The organism is Bradyrhizobium sp. WSM4872, assembly GCF_055811715.1.
This window is the reverse complement of the sequence record NZ_JBVVPT010000001.1, coordinates 126,527-142,647: the sequence shown is the minus strand read 5'-3', so window position 1 is coordinate 142,647 and position 16,121 is coordinate 126,527. Positions and strand designations below refer to the sequence as shown.

At 65.0% G+C, this 16,121-nt stretch carries 17 protein-coding genes; 9 read left to right on the top strand and 8 right to left on the bottom strand.

Annotated elements, in window-relative coordinates; translation table 11 throughout:
* Positions 1-30 precede the first annotated feature (30 nt).
* Both AC0L3C_RS00705 and AC0L3C_RS00700 read left to right on the top strand, forming a co-directional pair.
* A complete protein-coding gene (locus tag AC0L3C_RS00705; RefSeq protein WP_473264673.1) occupies positions 31-1,020 on the top strand; it encodes a hydroxyacid dehydrogenase in 990 nt (329 codons plus the stop codon).
* A gap of 186 nt (positions 1,021-1,206) precedes the next feature.
* Positions 1,207-1,704, top strand: a complete 498-nt coding sequence (locus AC0L3C_RS00700; protein ID WP_473406892.1) for a hypothetical protein — start codon at positions 1,207-1,209, stop codon at positions 1,702-1,704.
* Positions 1,705-1,737: 33 nt separating this feature from the next.
* On the opposite strand, the gene AC0L3C_RS00695 is transcribed toward AC0L3C_RS00700, so the two are convergent.
* Complete coding sequence (locus tag AC0L3C_RS00695; protein ID WP_473264712.1) at positions 1,738-2,235, bottom strand: DUF1993 domain-containing protein; 498 nt, start codon at positions 2,233-2,235, stop codon at positions 1,738-1,740.
* Between the two features lie 138 nt (positions 2,236-2,373).
* On the opposite strand from AC0L3C_RS00695, the gene AC0L3C_RS00690 reads away from it, so the two are divergent.
* The 3 genes from AC0L3C_RS00690 (at position 2,374) to AC0L3C_RS00680 (ending at position 4,783) form a co-directional block, all read left to right on the top strand.
* A complete protein-coding gene (locus AC0L3C_RS00690; protein WP_473406890.1) occupies positions 2,374-3,156 on the top strand; it encodes a transporter substrate-binding domain-containing protein in 783 nt (260 codons plus the stop codon).
* A gap of 172 nt (positions 3,157-3,328) precedes the next feature.
* Positions 3,329-4,252, top strand: coding sequence for a DUF2147 domain-containing protein (locus AC0L3C_RS00685; protein WP_473406889.1), 924 nt, complete (start codon positions 3,329-3,331; stop codon positions 4,250-4,252).
* A 180-nt stretch (positions 4,253-4,432) separates the two neighbouring features.
* Positions 4,433-4,783 carry a hypothetical protein gene (locus tag AC0L3C_RS00680; protein ID WP_473282392.1) on the top strand — a complete coding sequence of 117 codons (351 nt, stop codon included), beginning with the start codon at positions 4,433-4,435 and terminating at the stop codon, positions 4,781-4,783.
* Positions 4,784-4,845: 62 nt separating this feature from the next.
* On the opposite strand, the gene AC0L3C_RS00675 is transcribed toward AC0L3C_RS00680, so the two are convergent.
* Together AC0L3C_RS00675 and AC0L3C_RS00670 are read right to left on the bottom strand one after the other, a co-directional pair.
* Positions 4,846-5,250, bottom strand: coding sequence for a (R)-mandelonitrile lyase (locus AC0L3C_RS00675; RefSeq protein WP_473264670.1), 405 nt, complete (start codon positions 5,248-5,250; stop codon positions 4,846-4,848).
* A 25-nt stretch (positions 5,251-5,275) separates the two neighbouring features.
* Positions 5,276-5,974 (bottom strand): ribonuclease activity regulator RraA, encoded by a 699-nt coding sequence (locus tag AC0L3C_RS00670; RefSeq protein WP_473406888.1) that lies wholly within the window; start codon positions 5,972-5,974, stop codon positions 5,276-5,278.
* 247 nt (positions 5,975-6,221) lie between these two features.
* On the opposite strand from AC0L3C_RS00670, the gene pxpB reads away from it, so the two are divergent.
* Genes pxpB through AC0L3C_RS00655 form a run of 3 tightly spaced genes read left to right on the top strand, consistent with a single transcriptional unit; the run spans position 6,222 to position 8,790 of the window.
* The gene (gene pxpB, locus AC0L3C_RS00665) at positions 6,222-6,953 is read left to right on the top strand and encodes a 5-oxoprolinase subunit PxpB (RefSeq protein WP_473406887.1); all 732 of its coding nucleotides are present in this window, start codon (positions 6,222-6,224) and stop codon (positions 6,951-6,953) included.
* On the top strand, positions 6,950-7,987 hold the full coding sequence (locus AC0L3C_RS00660; protein WP_473406886.1) for a 5-oxoprolinase subunit C family protein: 1,038 nt from the start codon (positions 6,950-6,952) through the stop codon (positions 7,985-7,987). The genes pxpB and AC0L3C_RS00660 overlap by 4 nt, the downstream gene beginning before the upstream one ends.
* A gap of 32 nt (positions 7,988-8,019) precedes the next feature.
* Positions 8,020-8,790 (top strand): LamB/YcsF family protein, encoded by a 771-nt coding sequence (locus AC0L3C_RS00655; protein ID WP_473406884.1) that lies wholly within the window; start codon positions 8,020-8,022, stop codon positions 8,788-8,790.
* Here the strand turns inward: AC0L3C_RS00655 and AC0L3C_RS00650 are convergent, their stop codons facing one another.
* From AC0L3C_RS00650 to AC0L3C_RS00630, 5 genes are all read right to left on the bottom strand, one after another.
* Positions 8,791-8,943 (bottom strand): hypothetical protein, encoded by a 153-nt coding sequence (locus tag AC0L3C_RS00650; RefSeq protein WP_007590908.1) that lies wholly within the window; start codon positions 8,941-8,943, stop codon positions 8,791-8,793.
* A 200-nt stretch (positions 8,944-9,143) separates the two neighbouring features.
* Positions 9,144-10,763, bottom strand: coding sequence for a sulfite reductase subunit alpha (locus AC0L3C_RS00645; RefSeq protein WP_473406883.1), 1,620 nt, complete (start codon positions 10,761-10,763; stop codon positions 9,144-9,146).
* On the bottom strand, positions 10,760-12,538 hold the full coding sequence (locus tag AC0L3C_RS00640) for a NirA family protein (RefSeq protein WP_473264665.1): 1,779 nt from the start codon (positions 12,536-12,538) through the stop codon (positions 10,760-10,762). Before AC0L3C_RS00640 ends, AC0L3C_RS00645 begins: the two co-directional genes overlap by 4 nt.
* 332 nt (positions 12,539-12,870) lie before the next feature.
* Positions 12,871-14,034 carry a CmpA/NrtA family ABC transporter substrate-binding protein gene (locus AC0L3C_RS00635; RefSeq protein ID WP_473406881.1) on the bottom strand — a complete coding sequence of 388 codons (1,164 nt, stop codon included), beginning with the start codon at positions 14,032-14,034 and terminating at the stop codon, positions 12,871-12,873.
* Positions 14,031-14,621: an ANTAR domain-containing response regulator gene (locus AC0L3C_RS00630; protein WP_007610503.1), complete on the bottom strand. Its 591-nt coding sequence runs from the start codon at positions 14,619-14,621 to the stop codon at positions 14,031-14,033. The genes AC0L3C_RS00635 and AC0L3C_RS00630 overlap by 4 nt, the downstream gene beginning before the upstream one ends.
* Positions 14,622-14,732: 111 nt before the next feature.
* On the opposite strand from AC0L3C_RS00630, the gene rimO reads away from it, so the two are divergent.
* Positions 14,733-16,058 carry a 30S ribosomal protein S12 methylthiotransferase RimO gene (gene rimO, locus AC0L3C_RS00625; protein WP_473406880.1) on the top strand — a complete coding sequence of 442 codons (1,326 nt, stop codon included), beginning with the start codon at positions 14,733-14,735 and terminating at the stop codon, positions 16,056-16,058.
* Positions 16,059-16,121: the final 63 nt, after the last annotated feature.

Sequence of the window (16,121 nt, the reverse complement as noted above, 5' to 3'; positions counted from 1 at the left end):
CCGGCCAAGAAACTCGCGCAGGTAGGGACGATGTCGACCAATAAGAAGAAAATCTTTGTCACGCAAACTTTGTCGCAAGGGGCACGCGTCCTCCTCACCCAGCGAGATGACATCGAGCTCATCGAGTTTCCGAACCTGATATCCGCCAGGGATTTCGAGGCCCTGCTGAAGAGCCACGCGCCGGTCCATGGCGTGGCGCTCGGCGCCACCGCTTTCGGCGAGACCGAGCTCGAAGCCTCGAAGGACATGAAGGTGGTGACCCGGATCGGGGTCGGCTACGACGCCGTCGACGTCCCGGCCCTCTCCCGCCGCAAGGTGCCGCTGATGGTCGCGGGCAGCGCGAACTCGCCCTCGGTCGCCGAGCAGGCGCTGTTCATGATGCTGACACTGGCAAAACGTGCGCAGGAGATGCATTCCTGCGTCAAGGACGGCAAATGGGCCGACCGCCTCGGCATGCTGCCGTTCGATCTCTACGGCAAGACCGTCCTCATCATCGGCTTCGGCCGCATCGGCACCCGCACCGCCAAGCGCTGCCTGGCGATGGACATGAATGTGCAGGTCTATGATCCCTACAAGGCAGCCGCAGAGATCAAGGCAGCAGGCTGCGAGCCGGTCGCCGATCTCGATGCCGCGCTGCCTCACGCCGATTTCGTCACCATCCACTGCCCGAAGACGCCGGAGACCGTCGGCCTGTTCGATGCTGACAGGATCGGCCGGATGAAGCCGAAATCCTATCTCATCAACACCGCGCGCGGCGGCATCGTGAAGGAAGCGGCGCTGTACGACGCACTGGTCTCGGGCAAGCTCGCCGGTGCCGGCATCGATGTGTTCGAGGTCGAGCCGCCGCCGGTCAGCAACGCGCTGTTCGCGCTACCCAACGTCATCATGGCCCCGCATGTCGCCGGCGTCACGGTCGAGGCGGTGAGCCGGATGAGCGAGCAGACCGCGCGCAACATCCTGAGTGTGCTGGACGGCGATCCCATCCGGCAGAACATCATCAATCAGGATGTCCTGGGCTGAGCTGCTCTCCCAGGCGGGCGGTGCGCATTGGCGGGCGATCAACCGCCCGCCTTCGGAACGCCAGAATCAGTCCCATTTTGGTGCAGATCGAGCCCTCACTCAGCCTTAATCAAACCCGCGTAATAGGTCCGGCCGCGGCGGCAGTGGGACAGACTTGCCGGCCGCGTCGAGCTGGAGGATGGACCCTTGTCAGAGATCGACCCGACCGACCACGCGTTGGCGACCATCGCCAGCATCCTGGAGCACCCTGAACCCGTCCTCGTCGCACGCGAGACCGAGACCGTGCGCGAGACCGAGACGGTCACCGTGACCGAAATGGTGGTTGCCGGTGAGCATGGGGTCACCGACGAGCACCCTGTGGTCGACGAGCATCCGGTGGTCGAGGAGCAGCCCCTGGTGCCGGAGCACACCGACGCCGACGGCTACAGCAAGGTCGGCCCCGGGCCGATGGTGGCCATCCGTCTGAAATGGACGGTCCATCGCGGCGACGACGGCCAGTTCTACGTCCACGAGACGATCGGCGAGCAGTCGGTACCCGTGGTCAGCGGCCCGATGACCGGCGAAGCCGCGGTGCATTTCGTCGACGCGCATGAGGACGAGGCCCATCGGCGCTTCGAAGAGCTGCGCAGCGAAATCGCCGGCCGCAGCTCGCTCGCCGATTACGAGCGCAAGGGCGAAGCCTAGCGCGCTTTCGCGCGAAGGGGATGCCGGTTCGGCTTATCGTCGTCCGAGATAATCCTTCTTCACGAGCTCGACGCCTGCGTGCCGCAACAGGTCGTAGGCCGTCGTGACGTGAAAGAAGAATTGCGGGACGCTGAAGGTCAGCAGCAGCGTCCGCCCGGTGAAGGGCAACTCGGTCCCGTTCTTCAGCTTGAAGAAGACATTCCGGTCCGCCGCAGCATTTATCTCCGCGCGCGGCAGGCTTTCGATGAACTCGATCGACGTCGCGATGCGGGCCTGAAGCCCGGCCATGTCGTGCTCCAGCACCGGCAGCGTCACCGGCTCGCGGTCGGCCAACAAGGCCGCGGCGACGGTGGCATGGCGGCAGGCTTCGCCGATCTGTTGCGCCAGATCGTACATGTCGGGCGCCATGCGCATGCCGAGCAGGACGGCCGGGTTGAACTTCCGGGCTTCGGCATAGGAAACGCCCTTGTCGAGCAGTGCGGACAGATTGCGCAGATACGGCACGAAGAGTCCGACCGAGGCGTCATACATCGAGATCGTCACTTCAAAATTCCCTTCACTTCTGCCTCGCCAGCGACGGGCATCTGGTCTAAATCCAAGCCTCAAGACAAGCATCGAGAGCTGCACAATGACAGCTTGGGCATGGGTGGAAAAGAGATGATCGTTCGAATGACCAGTCGAATTTTGGTGACCTTGGCCGTGCTCCTGCTGGCAAACCTTTCGGCGCAGGCACAGCAGGCGACGCCGTCCCGCCTCGACGAGATCGTCAAGCGCGGCACATTGCGCGTCGGAATGACCGGCGACTACAAGCCCTTCACCTATCTCGACAAGACGAAGCAGCAGTTCAACGGCTTCGATGTCGACATGGCGGAAGCACTCGGCAAGGCGCTCGGCGTCAAGGTTGAATTCGTGCCGACGGCCTGGCCGAAGCTGATGAAGGATTTCGAGGCCGATCAGTTCGACATCGCGATGGGCGGCGTCTCGGTCACGCTCGACCGGCAGAAGAAGGGCTTCTTCTCCACGCCGATCATGCGCGAGGGCAAGACGCCGATCGCACGCTGTGCCGACGTCGGCAAATACCAGAGCATCACCGACATCGACAAGAAGGGCACCCGCGTGATCGTCAATCCCGGCGGCACCAACGAGCGCTTCGCGCGTGCCAACATCAAGGACGCCGACATCACCGTCTTCCCGGACAATACCGTGATCTTCGACGAGATCGCCAAGGGCAATGCCGACCTGATGATGACCGACGCCTCCGAGACGCGCTACCAGCAGAAGCAGCATCAAGGCGTGCTCTGCGCGGTGCATCCCGACAAGCCGTTCGATTTCTCCGAGAAGGCCTATTGGCTCCAGCGCGACATGGCGCTGAAGGCGTTCGTCGACCAATGGCTGCACATTTCCATGCAGGACGGCAGCTACAAGAAGATCTACGCCGCCTGGTTCGATTAGGACCGCGTCCTCCTGTCGCTTGGCCCGGCCAAACTTTGGACCGGCTCCGGTGTTATTGAACCCGCAACCGCCGGAGCACGACTCATACGGTGACAGTGATCTAGATCACTTTTTGCGATCGAACCGGGGCGTAAGCGTCGGTGCGGGGACCACCTGTTTCAGGAGATGCGAAATGAGGAAGCTGTTGGCCACGGCCGCATTCCTTTTGGCGAGCACCGCTGCGCAGGCGCAGTACACCTTCGACTATGGCGGGCGTACCATCCGCATCGATCCCGACCGCGGCACGGTGCAAATCCCCGGCGTCTACGACAACACCGGCCAGGGCAAGGCGAAGAAAACCAAGAACGATGCCAAGGGAGCTCCAAAAGCGGACCCGCAGGCACCGCAACAAGCCAAGGCTGACCCGCAGGCGCCCGCCAATCCAGCGCCGGCCCCGGCGCCGGTCACGGCGGCTCCGGCGGCTCCGGCGGCGGAGCAGGCTCCTGTCCAAGCTCCCGTCCGAGCCCCCGTGGCCGTCGCTCCTCCGGCCCCGCCGGCGCCTCCGGCCACCACGGCTAATAACGCTCCGGCCGAAGACGCGCTGGTGCCGCCGCCTCAGCCGGCCCCGAGTGCTGCCCCGACGGCAGCCGCAGTACCGCCCGCACCGCCGCCGCCGCCCGCCCCGACCGTCGCAGCCGCGCCTCCCGCGCCCTCTCCGCCTCCCGTCCCGGCGCCTGCGCCCGCCCCCGTTCAATCGGCTGCCGTCGCGCCGCCGGCTCCCGCAGCCGCGGCCACGCGCGACCTCAATTCACCGCTCGGCGTCTGGCTCACCGAGGAGAAGGAGGGCAAGGTCCGGATCGAGCAATGCGGCAGCAATCTCTGCGGCTACTCGGTCGATTCGAAATCGAACCAGAATGGCGAGCAGGTCCTGATCAACATGAAGCCCGGCAAGGACCAGAACAAGGACCAGAAATGGTCCGGCCGCATCCTCGATCCGAACTCCGGCTCGACCTATGATTCAACCATCGCGCTGAAGGGCACCGATCGCCTGCGCGTGCAGGGCTGCGCCTTTGGCGGCATGTTCTGCGGCGGCCAGACCTGGACGCGGGTGAACTGACTTCGGGGCGACACTCCGACCGAGACAAAGGGCCCGCAATGCGGGCCCTTTTGCTTTCGCCCGCCAAATCGATTGCGACGTGCGCGACATCACAGAGCCCGTCGCGCGCGTGACAGCCCTCACATCGCCAGTTCCGAGGCCGTGACACGATGCCCGCATGATCAACCCCAGGGGCGTGTCATGAACGGATTTCGCAAGGCTCTCTTCGCCACCATCATTGTCATCGCGTTGCCGGCCGCGCAGGCCAGAGCCAGCACTTTTGACGGCGCATGGAATGTCCGCATCTCGTCGTCCAGCGAGACCTGCGGTAACGGCTCGACCGTCGCGATCGGCATCAACAACGGTCAGATCGCCTCGAGCAGCGCCATGGTGACGGCGTCAGGCCGCGTCGCGGACGCCGGCAGCATCAACGTCACCTTGAGCACCGGCATCAAGCGCGCCGTCGGCTTCGGCCGGCTCAGCGGCACTTCGGGCTCCGGCACCTGGCGCGGCAGCATGTGCACGGGCACGTGGACGGCGGAGCGGATGTAGGGTGCTGTGTCCCGGACGAACAGCGACGCAAAGCGTCGCTGCGCAAAGCCGGGTCACGCAAACTAGCCGACCGCCGCGCCGTATTCCGCGTCGGTCACGGGCTCCAGCCAGGTCGAGAACACGCCGTCGAGCGCTTCCTGCATGGCGATATGGGTCATGCCGTTGGTCGGCGACCCGCCGTGCCAGTGCAGCTCGCCCGGTGGAATCCAGACGGTGTCGCCGGGACGGATCTCCCTGATCGGCCCGCCCTTGGACTGCACCCGGCCAACCCCCGAAATCACATAGAGCGTCTGCCCGAGCGGATGGTGATGCCAGTTGGTACGCGCGCCCGGCTCGAACGAGACGCGTGAGCAGTTCAGCCGCGCTGGGGCGGGCGCCATGATCACGGGGTCCTGCCACACCGTGCCGGTGAAGTGTTCCCCGGGCGCACGGCGTGTCGGCCGCGTGCCTGCAACAGTGATCTCCATTGGATTTACCTCGCTTCTTTCCCGATTACTTCTTGCTTGCGGCGTAGCGCGCCTTGGTCTCGGCGTTCATGGGATAGAGGCCCGGGAGCACCGCGCCATTGTTCACCTCGTTGACGATCCAGGCTTCCATCCGCTCCTGCTCGACACCTTCGTTGAGCACGTGCTCAAGCATCGCTTGCGGGATCAGCGCACAGCCGTCCTGGTCGGCGACCACGATGTCGTTCGGGAACACGGCAACGCCGCCGCAACCGATCGGCTCGCCCCAGCCGACGAAGGTCAGGCCGGCGACTGACGGCGGCGCGGCATAGCCGTCGCACCAGACCGGCAGGTTGGTGCCGAGCACGCCCTCGACGTCACGCACGACGCCGTCGGTAACGAGTGCGGTGACGCCGCGCTTCATCATGCGCGCGCACAGGATGTCACCGAAAATGCCGGCGTCGGTGATGCCCATGGCGTCAACCACGGCGATGCAGCCCTCCGGCATCGCCTCGATCGCGGTGCGGGTCGAGATCGGCGACGACCATGATTCCGGCGTCGCCAGATCCTCCCGCGCCGGCACGAAACGCAGCGTGAAGGCCGGTCCCACCAGGCGCGGAAGACCCGGGCGCAGCGGACGCGCGCCGCGCATCCAGATGTTGCGCAGGCCCTTCTTCAGCAGGACCGTGGTGATGGTGGCAGTGGTGATGCCGGCGAGGGTCTTGCGGGCTTCGGGGGACAGCGACATGGAAACAGACGAGCTCCGGATGGGCGGGAAAGAACGCGCGCATCTTGCGGGGTGCGGGCCTTGCGTCAAGGCCCAAGAGGATACCAATCATGCAGGGCCGCAGCGCAGTTATGCGTCGCGATAACAAGGCTTTATCGCCTCCCCCTGCATTAATTTATTGGACTTGCGGGCGCATTTACGCGAAGCAGGAACAAGCGACGCTCAAGGCCGAGCCCGCGTATCTCCAGAAGCCCGATTTCGACAGCCCATGTCCGCGACGCTTCCCCCGCCCCGCCTGCTGCCCAGTGGCGACAGCGCCGTCACGGTCGAGTTCAGCCGTACCATCGACGACGACGCCAACCAGCGCGTGCTGGCGCTCGACAAGGCGCTCGCAGCAAGCCTGATCGAAGGCATCACCGAGTCCGTGCCGACCTATCGCTCGCTGCTGGTGCATTACGATCCCGGCAAGATCGGCTTCGACGCCCTTGGCGAAAAGCTGCTCGCGCTCGCCAGTCAGCCGCTGCCGCCGGCCACTAAGGCGCGCCGCTGGCGCATTCCCGTCGCCTATGGCGGCGAGCACGGCATCGATCTCGAGGACGTCGCGAAGGCGCTGAACACCACACCCGATGACATCGTCGCGCGCCACGTCGCCGGCGACTACAAGGTGGCCATGATCGGCTTCACGCCGGGCTGGTCCTATCTCAGCGGCCTCGACAAATCCCTGCAGATGTCGCGGCGGCAGAATCCGCGGCTGCTGACGCCTGCCGGCACGATCTCGATCGGCGGCATCCAGGCCGGAATCCAGTGCCTGGCAGCACCGAGCGGCTGGCACCTGCTCGGCCGGACGCCGGTGCGAACCTATCAGCTCCACCGCAATCCGACCTTCCTCACCGAACCCGGCGATCGCGTGACGTTTTTCGCCATCGACCACAAGACGTTCGAGGAACAGGACCGCGCCGCCGAGGCCGGCGAGATCATTGCCGAGCAGGTGGTCGCATGAGCCGGCTCGTGATCGCCAGCATCGGGCCCGCAAGTTCGGTCCAGGACGGCGGACGCCATGGCGCGCAACGCTATGGCCTGACGGTGAGCGGAGCGATGGACCGCCTGTCGCTCGCGGCAGCGAACACGCTTGTCGGCAACGAACCGTTCGCAGCCGTTGTCGAGGTCGGCCCGTTCGGCGCCTCGTTCACCGCGCGCGACGGTGCCGTGCGCGTCGCGATTTCAGGCGCGCCGCGCAATGCGGACGTCGCCGGCAGTCCAGTCGCCATGGACACATCGGTGACGCTGAAGGACGGCGACACGCTGGCGCTGGGCTTTGCCCGCGGCGGCGCGTTCACTTATCTGGCGATCGAAGGCGGGATCAAGGGCGAGCCGGTGTTCGGCAGTCTCGCGGTCAACGCGCGTGCCGGTCTCGGCAGCCCCTACCCGCGCCCGCTGCAGGCCGGCGACGAATTCACCGTCGATGCCGCAAGCGGTGCACCGGAACTGCGCATCGAATTGCCGAAGCCATCGAGCGGCCCGATCCGCGTCCTGCTGGGACCGCAGGACGACGAGTTCGACGACGCCAACAAGGCGCTGTTCCTCGACAGCGAGTGGAAGATCTCGGCGACGTCCGATCGCATGGGCTACCGGCTGGAAGGTCCCGCGATCAAGCATCTGCACGGCCACAACATCGTCTCCGACGGCACGGTCAACGGCAGCATCCAGGTGCCCGGCAACGGGGCGCCGATCGCGCTGATGATGGATCGCGGCACCTCCGGCGGCTACCCGAAGATCGCGACCGTGATCACGGCCGATGTCGGCCGTCTCGCGCAGACATCGGCGGGAACGGCGTTCCGTTTCAAGGCGGTCAGCATGGCCGAGGCACAGGACGAGGCGAGGAAATTTGTGCAACTGATCCGCAACCTGCCCGATCGCCTGCGCTCCGCCGACACCGTCGCGCTCAACATCGAAGCGCTCAGCGATGCCAACGTCGCGGGCTATGCTGTCAGTGCCGTCGACGCCGGAACCTGGCAGGTTGCGGCCGAGCCGTAAACGACAAGACGACCAGAGATGGAGAGCAGCCCATGAAGACGATCGATCTCAATTGCGATCTCGGCGAAGGTTTTGGCGCGTGGGAGATGGGCAACGATGCCGCCATGATCGAACTGGCGAGCTCGGTCAACGTCGCCTGCGGCTTCCACGCCGGCGACCCTGATATCATGCGCCGCACGGTCGAGCTGGCGAAGGCGCGCGGCGTCTCGGTCGGCGCGCATCCCGGCTATCGCGACCTGCACGGTTTTGGCCGCCACCCGATTGCGGGCCTGAAAGCCTCCGAGATCGAGAACCTCGTCGCCTACCAGATCGGCGCGTTGCAGGCGATCGCGACCGCGGCCGGCCACAAGGTGACGCATGTGAAGGCGCATGGCGCGCTCTCCAACGTCGCCTGCGAGGACGACATGACGGCGAAGGCGATCGCCGCCGGCATCAAGGCGGTCGATCCCAGCCTGATTTTTGTCGTGCTCGCCAATTCGAAGTTGGTGAAGGCTGGCGAAGCCGCCAATCTGCCCATGGTGCACGAGGTGTTCGCCGACCGTGCCTACGAGGACGACGGTAATCTCGTCTCGCGCAAGAACCCCGGTGCGGTGCTGCATGACGCCAAGGCCATCGCCGACCGCGTGGTGCGAATGGTGCAGGACGGCGCGGTGGTCTCGGTCACGGGCAAGGTCATCAAGATGCGAACCGACACGGTCTGCATCCATGGCGATACGCCGGGCGCCGTCGACATCGCGCGCGGCCTGCGGCAGGCGTTAAAGGATGCAGGGATCGAGGTCGCGCCGTTCAAGCGCGGGGCGTGATCAGAACGGGTGCACCGACAGCGTGCCGAACACGATGGCAGCGATGACGGCGAAGGCGCTGTACATCGCGGCATGATGCACGCTCGCCCCGGTCCGCCGCGAGAGCGAGCGCGCGTAGAAGTGCAGCCTGGCTTCCGCCGATAGTTCGCGCATGGTCGATCTCCAACGCCCCATTTGCGGGATTATGAGGGATCAACCGGGGTGGCGGGCAAGAGAGCAGCGGAAATAGCGATGCGGGTTCTCTGAAAACCCAGCATCGCAGGAGCAAATTCTCTTCGCCTGCCAGTTCCGAGAATCTTATTCGTTCAAATCCGAGCCAGTTGGAACCGGCCCGGATGACGGTAGGATGACAGCTAGTAGACGTCAGCCTGGAACCGGCCCGTCTTCTTGAGCTCGGCGACAAAACTGACGGCTTCGTCGGTCGAACGCGCCCCGAACTGGGCGACGATATCGACCAGGGCGCGCTCGACGTCCTTGGCCATGCGCTTGGCATCGCCGCAGATGTAGAGATGCGCCCCCTCGGCGAGCCACGTCCACAGCTCGCGGCCGACCTCGCGCATGCGGTCCTGCACGTAGAACTTCTTCTCGCCGTCGCGCGACCAGGCCAGCGACATGCGCGTGAGCAGGCCCGAGGTCTTCATCGCGTTGAGCTCCTCCTGGTAGAAGAAATCGCAATCGCTGCGCTGGTGGCCGAAGAACAGCCAGTTCTTGCCGGGCGCGCCGGTCGCCTTACGGTCGAACAGGAAGGCGCGGAACGGCGCAATGCCGGTGCCGGGGCCGACCATGATGATCGGCGTCTTCGGATCCTGCGGCAGGCCGAAATTGTGCGCCTTCTGCACATAGACCTTGAGCTTCTCGCCCTCGGCGATGCGCTCGCCGAGGAAGGTCGAGGCAACGCCGATGCGCTTGCGCTTGCCGATCATGTAGCGCACGCAATCGACCGTCAGCGACAGCTTTCCAGGCGTCGCATTGTGCGAGGACGAGATCGAATAGAGCCGCGGCTGCAGCGGCTCCAGCGCCTCGACGAAGGCTTCGGGATGCGGCCGCGTACCCGAAAACTTCTGCAACGCCGCCATGACGTCGAGCGTGGCGGCGTCGCCATCGGGATCCTCGCCCTGCGCCAGTGCCCGCGCCCTCTCGCGCTGCGCGCCGCCAGTGATGAAGGAGAGCAGCTCGAACAGCGTGTCGGGTGCCGGCGACAGCGAAACGTCGTCGATCAGAACCTCGCGCAGCGTCTTGCCGTTGACCTTGGTGGTGTGGGAGGCACCGAGCAACGCGATGACCTGATCGACGAGGCCGAGCTCGTTGCGGGCGAACACGCCAAAACTGTCACCGACGACATAGTCGAGCTTGCTCTCGGAAAGATCGAACTCGACGTGATAGGTTTCCTTCTCGGATTTTCCCTTGTTGAGAAGACGGCGCGACAGGAAGGTCGCCGCAACAGGGTTGTCGCGCGAGCGGCCGGGCTCGGCGATCGTCACGGTCACGGCGGGGGCCGCGACCGCGTCGACCTCGTCGGACGCCTTGTCGCCAGCCTTGGCCGCCGGCGCCTTGTCCAGCTCTTCGTGCAGCGACTTCAGCATCCGCGCGGTTTCCTTGCCGCCGGGGACGCAGAGGTTGAGCCGCGCTTCACTGCGGCTCGCGATCGCCTCCGAATAGTCGTGGCAATTGTAGCCGCACTGCCCGCAATCCTGCTGCGCCATCGCCGCCATCATCTTGCGCCGCACGGGGCGCCCTTCGGCGAGCTTCATCCGATCGGCGATCGGCATGGTCTGGTCGTGCCATGGCGCTTCACCGTCGTCGCCGTCACCGGCTTGCATGACAGCGGCGCCCTGCTCGGCCGACAGCGGCGCGGCTGCCTCAGGCGACAGCAGCCCGGCAAAAAAGCCGTTCAGCCAGGAGCGTTGCGCGTCGGAGAACGGGGCACTCGTAGGAATGATGTCGAGTTTCGGGGGAGGGCTGATCTGGTTCATGCGGACACCTGTGCATCGGCAAGCTTGCGCAGCGTTTCGCCGTCATGGCGGCGCGCAAAGGACAGGAAGGTTTCGTCGGGAGACGAGCGATGCGCGATATAGGCCTTGAGCAGCCCTTCGACCGTCTTCGGTGCGTCTTCGGCCTTGAGGTCGTGGTAGACCTCCTGCCCGACGTCGGCGTCAGGACCGAAGCCGCCGCCGGTGAAGAGATGATAGCCCTCCACCGTGTCCTCCTCGTTGACAGGCACGCGCGCCCCGATCAGGCCGATGTCGCTGATGTAATGCTGGGCACAGGAATGGTGGCAGCCGGTGACATGGATGTTGACCGGCTTGTCCATGTTGACGCGCGCCTCGCACCAGTCGCCGATCTCCGCGGCGTGACGCTTGGTGTTGGAGGCGGCAAAGCGGCAGCCGGCATTGCCGGTGCAGGCGATCAGGCCGGCGCGGATGTGCGAGGCCTCGACCGCAAGCCCGATCTGCTTGATCGCCGCGACGGCAAGCTCGACATTCTCGTCGCGCACCCCTGATATCAGCAGGTTCTGCCAGACGGTCAGACGGACATCGCCGTCGCCGAGGTCCCGCGCCACTTTGGCGAGGCCCCGCATCTGATCGCAGCTGATCTTGCCGAGCGTCAGCGACACGCCGATCCAGTTCAAGCCGTCCTGCTTCTGCCTGTGCACGCCGATATGCGCCATGCGGTCGGCGGCCGGCCGCGGCGCAAACGCCTCTTCCGGCACACGCGTGAATGGTGTCTTCAGCCGTTCCTCGACCAGCTTGAGAAAGCCGTCATGGCCCATGGCGTCGAGCACGTATTTCAGCCGCGCCTTGTTGCGGTTGGTGCGGTCGCCGTGCTCGATGAAGACGCGCACGATGGCGTCCGCAACAGCGGTCGCCTGCTCCGGCTTGACGATAATGCCAGAGTACTTTGCGAAATCCTTGTGACCGGTGATGCCGCCGAGGCCGAGGCGGAACCAGACCCCGGGCTCGACGCCGAAACCGTCCTTCACCTCATACGCCGTGAAAGCGATGTCGTTGGTCTCCTCGAGCACGGCGATCCTGCCGGCACCGTCGAAGGCGACGTTGAACTTGCGCGGCAAGCCATACAACGAGCGATCGTTCAGGATGTGGTAGTGCCACTCGCGCGCATAAGGCCGTGTGTCGATCAGCTCCTGCGGATCGATGCCTGCCGTCGGCGTTCCCGTCACGTTGCGGATGTTGTCCGCGCCGGAGCCGCGCGAACACAGGCCGAGGTCCTGAATGCCCTCGATCAGATTCACGGCGTTCTTCGGCGGGATCTCGCGAAGCTGAAGATTGGCGCGCGTCGTGACGTGGCTATAGGGCCCGCACGTTTCATCGGCGAGATCGGCAACGCCGGCCAGCTGCCAGTGCTTCATGATGCCGTTCGGAATGCGCAGACGGCACATGTAGGAGTCCTGCGTCGGCGCGACATAGAAGATGCCGTAATAGCGCCAGCGGAAATTGTCTGCCGGGCTCGGCGGCGTATTGTCGAGCGCCTGCTGGCGGAGACGCGGATAGGCATCGAAGGGATGCTCGTCGCGCTTGACCTTCTCCTGGTCGGCGAGCTTCTTGCCCGCGGCGATGACCTTGTCCTGCGCCTTGATGTGCACGGCATCGGGACCGGTCGGCTCGGCGCTCGCCTTGCCGGCGCCGCCGAGACCGCGACCGACGCGGCTGATCTGCAGACCGGTCGTGAAGCCTTCGAGGTAGCGTTTCTGGTCGTCGGTAAAGTCGACTGAGACAGTGTCGAGTTTCATGGTCAGTAACGAAGCTCCTGCGGCCACCTGGGTGGTATCGAGGGAAAGTGCACGACCCGCGAGGAGCTCGGCTGGCTCGAGAGCCGGCTGTGCACCCAACGGTCCGATCAGCTTCGTTGCTGGGGACTTGGCTCAGCAGGCATCTGTGACAGGCTGGCCGCACTGCAACATTCAAGTTGCGTGCCAGCTTCGACGAAATGAAAATGCGTGTCGTATCAGGTAATTAAGGGCGCCCTGGGGAACTCTGGGCTCTGGAACTCTCATGAAATTCGAGCAGTCGGCCTAAAATTTAGACTCGGATCTCCAGCGCTCAAAAACGATGCAGGCCCGAATCACGCCTTCCAGCGGCCCACCTCGAAGGCCTCGAGATGCCCCCGGATATTGGCGGGATCGAAGGCCGGGCCGGCGAATGCGCCGAACGCCGCGGGGGCCTGGGCGGGCGGCCGGCGGCCGAGGGCGCCGTCGTAGAGATCGGGCCTGAACACGGCCATCGCCGTCTTGACGCCGTCGGGCGTCAGCGTCGTCTGTTCCCAGCGCACCATCTGCGCATAGAGCCAGGCGGCCTGGACCGGATCGGGGCGCCCTGCTTCCTCGCGTCCCACCAGAAGGTAGCTGCCGCTCTCGCGAAAGGTGCCGTCCGGCGAAACCTTGAGGCGTCCCGTGAGGGTGCGCTGAATGACTTCGGCATCGACGCCGATCCGCTCCGGCTGCGCCAGGATCCGCGCCGCTTCGGTCCGGTTTTCCGGATGCTCGATGAACTCGGCGGCTTTCACCGCCGCGCGCACCAGGCTGGCGACCACCTCCGGATTCTTGTCGGCCCAGACCTGGCGGAGCGCCAGGACTTTCTCCGCCGCATGGGCCAGGATGTCGGAAACGAAATGCAGGATGTGGCCGATCCCGAGATCGACAGCGATCGAATTCCAGGGCGCGCCGACGCAGAACGCATCGACATGCCCATTGGCGAGACTGTCGACCATATAGGGCGGCGGCAACACCACCAGCCGCACGTCCTCGTCGGGATCGACGCCGGCCGCCGCCATCCAGAACCGCAATTGGTAATTGTGAGTCGAGAACGGGAAGGTCATGCCGAAGGTCAACGGATCGGCCCCCGCTTTGCGCCGCTTGGCGACGACGCGCGCCAACGCTTTTGCCGTGGCGAGCGGATCGAACCGGTCGCCGTCGATCTCCTCCATCAGCGCGGCATGAAGCGCCGGCGAGACCGTGATTGCGTTACCGTTGATGCCGAGATTGAAGGGCGCCGCGATCGGCACCTTGACGTGGCCGAGACCGAGCGAGGACGCAATCGCGACGGGCGCGAGCAGATGCGCGGCGTCGAACAAGCCGATATTGAGCTTGTCGCGCACGTTGGACCAGGAGACCTCGCGGACCAGTTCGACCTCGAGCCCTTCGGCCGCGGCAAATCCCTTGTCGACGGCAACGATCAGCGCTGCGGCATCGACCAGCGGAATGAACCCGATGCGGAGGGGAGCGGTCATTTCAGCATCTCCGACGCGGTGATGATCGACTGGGCGATCTCGCCGATTTTCTTCTTCTCGCGCATCGCAGTGGAGCGCAGCAGCACATAGGCCTCGTCCTCGGTCAGGCCTTTCACCTTCATCAGGATGCCCTTGGCCTTCTCGATGACTTTGCGATCCTCGAGCTGCGATTTGGTGCGCTCCAGTTCCTCCTGGAGTTTTGCGAAGGCATTGAAGCGCGACACGCAGAGATCGAGGATCGGCTTGATGCGCTCCTTCCTCAGCCCGTCGACGATATAGGCGGACACCCCCGCCTCGACCGAGGCCTGGATCGAGGATGAATCGCTCTGGTCGACGAACATCGCGATCGGCCGCTTCACGGCGCGGCTGACCTGGAACATCGCCTCCAGCACGTCGCGGCTGGGGTTTTCCAGATCGATCAGGATGATGTCAGGATCGACCGCATAAATACGGGCGAGCAGGCTCTGCATCTCGCTGATATGGACGATCTGCGTGAATCCGGCCTCGCGCAACCCTTCCTCGAGGATCGCAGCCCGGATCGGGCTTTCGTCGACGATCACGATTTTGGGCGACTGTTCGGCGCTCATTGCTCACTCACCACCAGTGATTCATCCATAGCATGCCCGCCGGCCATGCAAAGGGTTGTAATTATGGGCAATTGGGACTAGCTCAACCCTGTCAATCAGGCAGATTTGGATATGGATCAGACGGCTGCGCCCAAGGTCAGCTTCGTGTCGCTCGGGTGCCCCAAGGCTTTGGTGGATTCCGAGCGCATCATCACGCGTCTACGCGCCGAGGGCTACGAGCTCGCGCGCAAGCATGACGGGGCCGACATCGTCATCGTCAACACCTGCGGCTTCCTCGACAGCGCCAAGCAGGAATCGCTCTCGGCGATTGGCGAGGCCATGGCCGAGAACGGCAAGGTGATCGTGACCGGTTGCATGGGCGCGGAACCCGAGCAGATCGAGCAGGCCTATCCCGGCGTGCTCTCCATCACCGGCCCGCAGCAATATGAGAGCGTGCTGGACGCCGTGCATCGCGCGCTGCCGCCCGCCCACAATCCGCATCTCGATCTGGTGCCGCCGCAGGGTATCAAGCTAACGCCCCGGCACTACGCCTATTTGAAGATTTCCGAAGGCTGCAACAACCGCTGCACCTTCTGCATCATTCCGAAGCTGCGCGGCGACCTGGTTTCGCGACCCGCCAACGACGTGCTGCGCGAGGCCGAGCGCCTGGTCGGCGCCGGCGTCAAGGAGCTGCTGGTGATCTCGCAGGACACCTCGGCCTACGGCGTCGATCTCAAATACGCCGAGAGCCCGTGGAAGGATCGCCAGGTCCGCGCCAAATTCATCGACCTCGCGCGCGAGCTCGGCGAACTCGGCGCCTGGGTCCGCTTGCAATACGTCTACCCCTACCCGCATGTCGACGAGGTCATCGCGCTGATGAACGAGGGCAAGGTGCTGCCCTATCTCGACATCCCGTTCCAGCACGCAAGCCCCGAGGTGCTGAAGGCGATGAAGCGCCCGGCGGGGCAGGACAAGACGCTGGCGCGGATCAAGCGCTGGCGCGAGCAATGTCCCGATCTCGCTTTGCGCTCGACCTTCATCGTCGGCTTCCCCGGCGAAACCGATGCCGATTTCGCCTATCTGCTCGACTGGCTGGACGAGGCCGAGATCGATCGGCTCGGCTGCTTCAAATACGAGCCCGTCGCCGGCGCGACCGCAAACGCGATCGAGAACCCCGTGCCGGAAGAGATCAAGCAGGAGCGCTACAACGCGCTGATGGCGCGCCAGCAGAAGATTTCGGCACGCAGGCTGAAGCGCAAGGTCGGCACGCGCCAGCAGATCATCGTCGACGAGGTCGGGCCGACCGTCTCAAAAGGCCGCTCCAAGGCCGATGCGCCGGAGATCGACGGCGCCGTCTACCTGTCGAGCCGCCGACCCTTGCGCGTCGGCGAGATCGTCACCGCGAAGATCGAACGCGCCGACCAGTACGATCTGCACGGCAGCGTCGCGGGATTCTGAGATTCCGGCTGCGGCCGGCAAGACCGGCGCGCCTCAGGCATTCCAGCAGCCGGCGTTCATGCT

What these genes read in the sequence shown, in the direction of transcription:
- AC0L3C_RS00635 (WP_473406881.1), bottom strand. Translation starts at nt 14,034, where the DNA reads ATGACCGCTCCCCTCCGCATCGGGTTCATTCCGCTGGTCGATGCCGCA.
- AC0L3C_RS00685 (WP_473406889.1), top strand. Translation starts at nt 3,329, where the DNA reads ATGAGGAAGCTGTTGGCCACGGCCGCATTCCTTTTGGCGAGCACCGCT.
- AC0L3C_RS00655 (WP_473406884.1), top strand. Translation starts at nt 8,020, where the DNA reads ATGAAGACGATCGATCTCAATTGCGATCTCGGCGAAGGTTTTGGCGCG.
- AC0L3C_RS00690 (WP_473406890.1), top strand. Translation starts at nt 2,374, where the DNA reads ATGACCAGTCGAATTTTGGTGACCTTGGCCGTGCTCCTGCTGGCAAAC.
- pxpB (WP_473406887.1), top strand. Translation starts at nt 6,222, where the DNA reads ATGTCCGCGACGCTTCCCCCGCCCCGCCTGCTGCCCAGTGGCGACAGC.
- AC0L3C_RS00695 (WP_473264712.1), bottom strand. Translation starts at nt 2,235, where the DNA reads ATGTATGACGCCTCGGTCGGACTCTTCGTGCCGTATCTGCGCAATCTG.
- AC0L3C_RS00650 (WP_007590908.1), bottom strand. Translation starts at nt 8,943, where the DNA reads ATGCGCGAACTATCGGCGGAAGCCAGGCTGCACTTCTACGCGCGCTCG.
- AC0L3C_RS00675 (WP_473264670.1), bottom strand. Translation starts at nt 5,250, where the DNA reads ATGGAGATCACTGTTGCAGGCACGCGGCCGACACGCCGTGCGCCCGGG.
- AC0L3C_RS00705 (WP_473264673.1), top strand. Translation starts at nt 31, where the DNA reads ATGTCGACCAATAAGAAGAAAATCTTTGTCACGCAAACTTTGTCGCAA.
- AC0L3C_RS00640 (WP_473264665.1), bottom strand. Translation starts at nt 12,538, where the DNA reads ATGAAACTCGACACTGTCTCAGTCGACTTTACCGACGACCAGAAACGC.
- AC0L3C_RS00630 (WP_007610503.1), bottom strand. Translation starts at nt 14,621, where the DNA reads ATGAGCGCCGAACAGTCGCCCAAAATCGTGATCGTCGACGAAAGCCCG.
- rimO (WP_473406880.1), top strand. Translation starts at nt 14,733, where the DNA reads ATGGATCAGACGGCTGCGCCCAAGGTCAGCTTCGTGTCGCTCGGGTGC.
- AC0L3C_RS00645 (WP_473406883.1), bottom strand. Translation starts at nt 10,763, where the DNA reads ATGAACCAGATCAGCCCTCCCCCGAAACTCGACATCATTCCTACGAGT.
- AC0L3C_RS00670 (WP_473406888.1), bottom strand. Translation starts at nt 5,974, where the DNA reads ATGTCGCTGTCCCCCGAAGCCCGCAAGACCCTCGCCGGCATCACCACT.
- AC0L3C_RS00660 (WP_473406886.1), top strand. Translation starts at nt 6,950, where the DNA reads ATGAGCCGGCTCGTGATCGCCAGCATCGGGCCCGCAAGTTCGGTCCAG.
- AC0L3C_RS00680 (WP_473282392.1), top strand. Translation starts at nt 4,433, where the DNA reads ATGAACGGATTTCGCAAGGCTCTCTTCGCCACCATCATTGTCATCGCG.